Source organism: Bacillus thermozeamaize, from assembly GCA_002159075.1.
GTDB lineage: Bacteria > Bacillota > Bacilli > ZCTH02-B2 > ZCTH02-B2 > Bacillus_BB > Bacillus_BB thermozeamaize.
The window spans coordinates 1-4,837 of the sequence record LZRT01000119.1; the positions used below are offsets into that span (position 1 = coordinate 1).

The 4,837-nt window shown below is 51.6% G+C and carries 2 protein-coding genes; both read right to left on the reverse strand.

Going from position 1 to position 4,837, the window contains the following annotated elements:
- Nucleotides 1-180: 180 nt before the first annotated feature.
- Nucleotides 181-3,528, reverse strand: a complete 3,348-nt coding sequence (locus BAA01_10325; GenBank protein OUM84868.1) for a DEAD/DEAH box helicase — start codon at nucleotides 3,526-3,528, stop codon at nucleotides 181-183.
- A gap of 98 nt (nucleotides 3,529-3,626) precedes the next feature.
- The gene (locus BAA01_10330) at nucleotides 3,627-4,709 is read right to left on the reverse strand and encodes a hypothetical protein (protein ID OUM84869.1); all 1,083 of its coding nucleotides are present in this window, start codon (nucleotides 4,707-4,709) and stop codon (nucleotides 3,627-3,629) included.
- Between the last annotated feature and the right edge of the window lie 128 nt (nucleotides 4,710-4,837).

The following is a 4,837-nucleotide window of genomic DNA, read 5'->3' on the forward strand; positions in this document are numbered from 1 at the left end:
TTCCATCAAGACGGCGGGAGGGATTCCCAGTTCCTCCATCGTCAGGCGATCCATCTGACGCATCTCCTGCGCACTCACCAGATACACAAACTTCCCTCCTTGCCTGTATCATCTATATGTCCATGCCTTGGCAGATATGCGGACAGGTTTGACGAGCTTTGAGGGTGAGACCTGCGGCGTCTATACCACCTTCACCGCATTTTCCTTCACCTGCTTGATAATCTCCACAAGCCGCTTCTGCTTGGCGCTGTCGAACAGCTTGAACATGCTTTGCGGTTTGTCGAAGGGCGGTTTGGTCAGTTCAGCCACGTCGTCGATGTAGCCGTTTTGGACAATGTAATCGATGACTTTTTTCACAAACACGATTTGCGCCTGGGTAAGCGACTGGTCGTTGATGAATTCGGAAAAGGCCTCCATCGCCGCTGCGTATTCCATTTTGGCGATTTTTCGCACCAATAAACCGAACGGCGTGTCTTTGAACTCCCGCCGGTAATCTTCCGCCGTGCCCAGCTCACTGGTGAAAATCCGCTCCAGGCTTTCGTAGTCTGCCGCGGTCAGCGGCAGATTGTGGCGCAGCTTGTAAATGGCCAGATGATCTTTGTTTTCCTCGATGTAGCGATTCACTTTCAGCTTATAATCTTCGAAATGGTACGCCTCATCCAGCGCTTGTCCTTCTTTGACCTGAAGCACCTCGTCGGTCAGGTTGGTGTAGACAATCGTTTTGCCGCTTCCTTCATCGACGATGAATTTGACCAATTCCCGCAGTTGGATCCGGATGTGCTCCAAATCGAGCAAACCGGCATCCTGCCAAAACGACGGCGACTGGATGGTGCGGATCAACTCCAGCTTCTCTTTGATCTGCGGAATCGTCGCCCGTTTCGCTAAATGTGCGCATAGGTCGGCCAATTCTTTCCGGTTCCGCTGAAACTGCGGCTTCTTCTCCAGTTTCCCCAACATGAGCCCGTACATCAGGTTATCGAACCGTTTGGCGTGCTCGTCGGGTTCGTCCATATAGACCAAGGGTCCCAAGTGCTCGATCAGATGCTTTTGGTCGGTGTCGGTCAGGCTGAGGAAAGCGTCCTCGTGTTTGTATTTCTCCACGTATTCCAGCTTCATTTTGACCGCGATCAATTCCGGGTTCAGTCGCCGGATCTGTTCCACCACCGTGTCCACCAGGCCGGCGCGCCACTGTCGGTACGGTTCGTCGGCAAATTCGGCATGCTGCAGGTGGGCGATTAACCGGATGCGTTTGGCGAAAATGGCTTCCGACAGGCTTGGCGTTCCGCCGCCTTCCAACCCTTCTTGATGCTGCCGGAAAAACTCGAAATTCCCCAAGTAATCAAAGATGACAAAGTGGGTCTTGTCCTGTCCGGGGCCAAACAAATCTTTGCAAAGCCGCGTTCCCCGGCCGATCATTTGCCAAAATTTCGCCTTGGACCGCACCCGCTTGAAAAACACCAGGTTCACGACTTCCGGCACGTCGATGCCGGTGTCCATCATGTCCACCGAGACGGCGATGTGGGGTTCTTTGTCCCGCACTTTGAAATCGTTGAGAATCGCCAGGGCATATGGGTCGTCATAGGTCACGCGCCGGGCGAAATGGCCTTTGTACTGCGGATACAGTTTGTTGAACCGCTCGACGATGTACTCGGCATGCCGTTTGTTCTGGGCGAAAATGATCGTCTTGCCGATCCGGTCCCCGCCGGCCACTTTGATGCCTTTGGTCATCAGGTCTTGCAGCACCGTGTCGACGGTCGACTGGTTGAAAATGAAGGCGTTCAGCTCCGACGCCGGAATTTCGTCGGGCATATGGCCCTCTTCGTCGGTGAAATCCTCCTCGTAACGCTCCTTGTCTTCCTCGGACAGTTCATCATACGTGATGCCGTGGGCCAAAAACTTCGTCGTCACTTCGATGTTGTAGTAGGGTACCAGCACATGGTCCTTCTTCACTGCGGTTTCGTATTCGTACGCGTACGTGGGCACCCCGTTTTCCAACTCGAAAAACTCGTAGGTGTTCCGGTGCACGTCGGTCTTCGGCGTGGCCGTCAGTCCGACCAGGATGGCGTCGAAATATTCGAAGATGGCCCGGTACTTTTTGAAAATGCTGCGATGGGCTTCGTCGATGATGATCAGATCGAAGTGGGCCGGGGTAAACAGCCGCTTCCCGTCTTCGCTTTTCGCCGTGTCGATGGCGTTCAGCATGGTCGGATAGGTGGAAAAGACGATGCGCGCCGACTTGTCGTCCCTGTTGTCCAGCAGGTTGCAGAGGAACATTTCCGGCAAGCAGTTTTTGAAACTGTCCTTCGCTTGTCTGACGAGGGCGATGCGGTCGGCCAGAAACAGCACGTTGGTGACGTACCCGCCCCGGGAGAGGACGTCGACCAGGCTGGCGGCCGTGCGCGTTTTGCCGGTGCCGGTGGCCATCACCAGCAACGCCTTCCGGTGACCCGCTTCGATGTGTTCGCAAACCGCGCGGACGGCTTCTTTCTGGTAATACCGGTCGGTGATTCGATCGTCGATGGGGATGTGGGTGAGGGGCTTGCGTTCCGTGCGGCGCTGCATCAGTTTTTCCAGATCCGACCTGGAAAAGATGCCGCTGACTTGGCGTTGAGGCGACGAGAGGTCATCCCAGAAGTACGTTTCAAAGCCGTTGGTGACGAACATCATCGGCCGCCGGCCGGTCATCCGTTCCAGGCAGTCGGCGTACAGCTTGGCCTGCTGGGTGCCGGCTTTCGGGTCTTTGGACGCGCGTTTGGCCTCAATGACCGCCAGCGGCAGGCCGTCTTTGCCGTACAAGACGTAATCGGCGTAGCCCGTCCCTTCCCCGTTGGGCATGCCCACCAGCGGCACTTCTTCGAGGACGTCTTCCCCGAACGTCCAGCCGAGGAGTTTGAGATCCACGTCGATGTATTTTTTGCGGGTCATAAATTCCGACAAGTCCACCGGCGTGAAGCGGCGTTCTTCCTGATGCTTTTGCTTGGCGGCCGTAAGTTGTTCACTGAGGCCTGCGATTTGCGCACGCAGCGCCTCGATTTCCGCTTCTTTTTCCTCCAGCAGACGGTTCTGCCGTTGGATGGCATCTTCATCGACGACAACGGCCGACGATGGGATGCGGGATTCGTCAAAGGTGCGTTCTTCGTAATCGGTTCCGTAACAATAGTCGATCCACTGGATGAACTCGAACAATGCAGCCAGAGACAACACCACCTCGCTGCGGTCAATGGTCTTGTCGGTATGCACGGCCAGGTTCCCCAATTTGATGATGTATGGGAGTTTCTTCCATGTCCGGCTGTCCATCGCAAACCGGAACGTCGGCTCGTGGATGAGCGACTGCAAATTGTCTCTGTATGGCATGCGGATGGTATTGTCGGCGGCATACACCCATTTGACCGCCAACTCCAGCGCCTTCCGGCAGCCGACGGCGGCCATGGCCGGCGAGGTGGCCAGCACCCGCTCCGCTTCGATGCAGGCATCGGCAAAGAGTGCGTATTCTGATCGTCCTCTGAGGAAATCAAAGTTGGCAGCCATTGCGTTCACCTTGGCGGAATGTCGTGCATGTGGTGTTGCAAGTCGATTGTACCATAAATTTTAGAAGTTTATGTCATCATGGCGTCATCATTGCCGTATTAATCAAAATACTGGCTCATCAGGCTGTCGAACAAGGTTTGCGTTTCATCAATGGCCTTTCGGACCTGCGCTTTTTGTTCTTCGATTTTGGTAACGATGTTGGCGAATTGATTTTGAAGTTCAAGAGGTGGAACTGAAATTCTTATATTTTCCACTATTGTTTTTGTGATTTCCTTAAAGGTAGCACCTCTGCCTAAGGAATTTAAGTAATCTGTATTGAATTTTAAGGTACAGTATAAAAAAATTGGGTTCAATAAGTCACCGCATATGATGTTCTTAAACCCTTGGTTACAATACATCTCAACTCCTGCGATTGCTACTTTACCAATTGGTGCACGGGAAGAGAGAATGACAGTATGCTTTGGAAATGGCTTTATGCCCGTTGATTGAACAGCATAATGAGTAATGTAACGTTTTGTTTTATAAACGTAAAAAGAGTCATCGCTAATTTCAGCTGGTGTTAACCAAGGTAGGTCACCGTCCCAATATTCGGCAACAGATGTGTTTGGTGTACTACCTGATACAACAGTTGCTATATCACCGAGTGCTCTGCATTCCCATTTATTTCCACGAACAATAGGATTACCAAACATGTTATAAAAAATCGATTTTATAAGGTTGTCCAACTCAGCAAGCTGCTGCTTTTGCAGGGCAAGAAGATCTGCAGCGGTGTCTAAGGTTTTGGTGATTTGTTTTTGTTTCTCTAATGGTGGGAGTGGAATGATTAAATCTCCAAGTATTTGTTTATTGATGGCCTTAAAAGTGGAGCCTGTCCCCTTCAAATTCAATTCATTGTTTTTTCGCTTCAAAACATAGAAAAGATATTTTGTATCAAGTTTTTGTTTCTGTGCCCTTAGGGAAGCTAATCCACGGCCGATACAACAACGTTCGATGGCAATATTTACAGCACCTATAGGAGCACGGACTGAAATTAAGATGTCATCCTTCTCCGCGATTTTTGTGGGTTGATTACAAAAATATCTTACATTTGGATAAACCTCACCAAAGTCGGCGTTTCCTTGATAAAAGGGAATGCCATCTCCTGTTAAATTGTAACTTGTAGAAGCTGGGGATTGCCCCATTGTTATTTCACACACAGCAAATAATCTCACCTTTTCCCACTTACTCACCGAGAAGCCCCCTTAATTCCCGCATCTTGGCAGCGATGTCCTGGTGCAATTGCTCGAGGCGGTCCAGGATAACCCTGGGC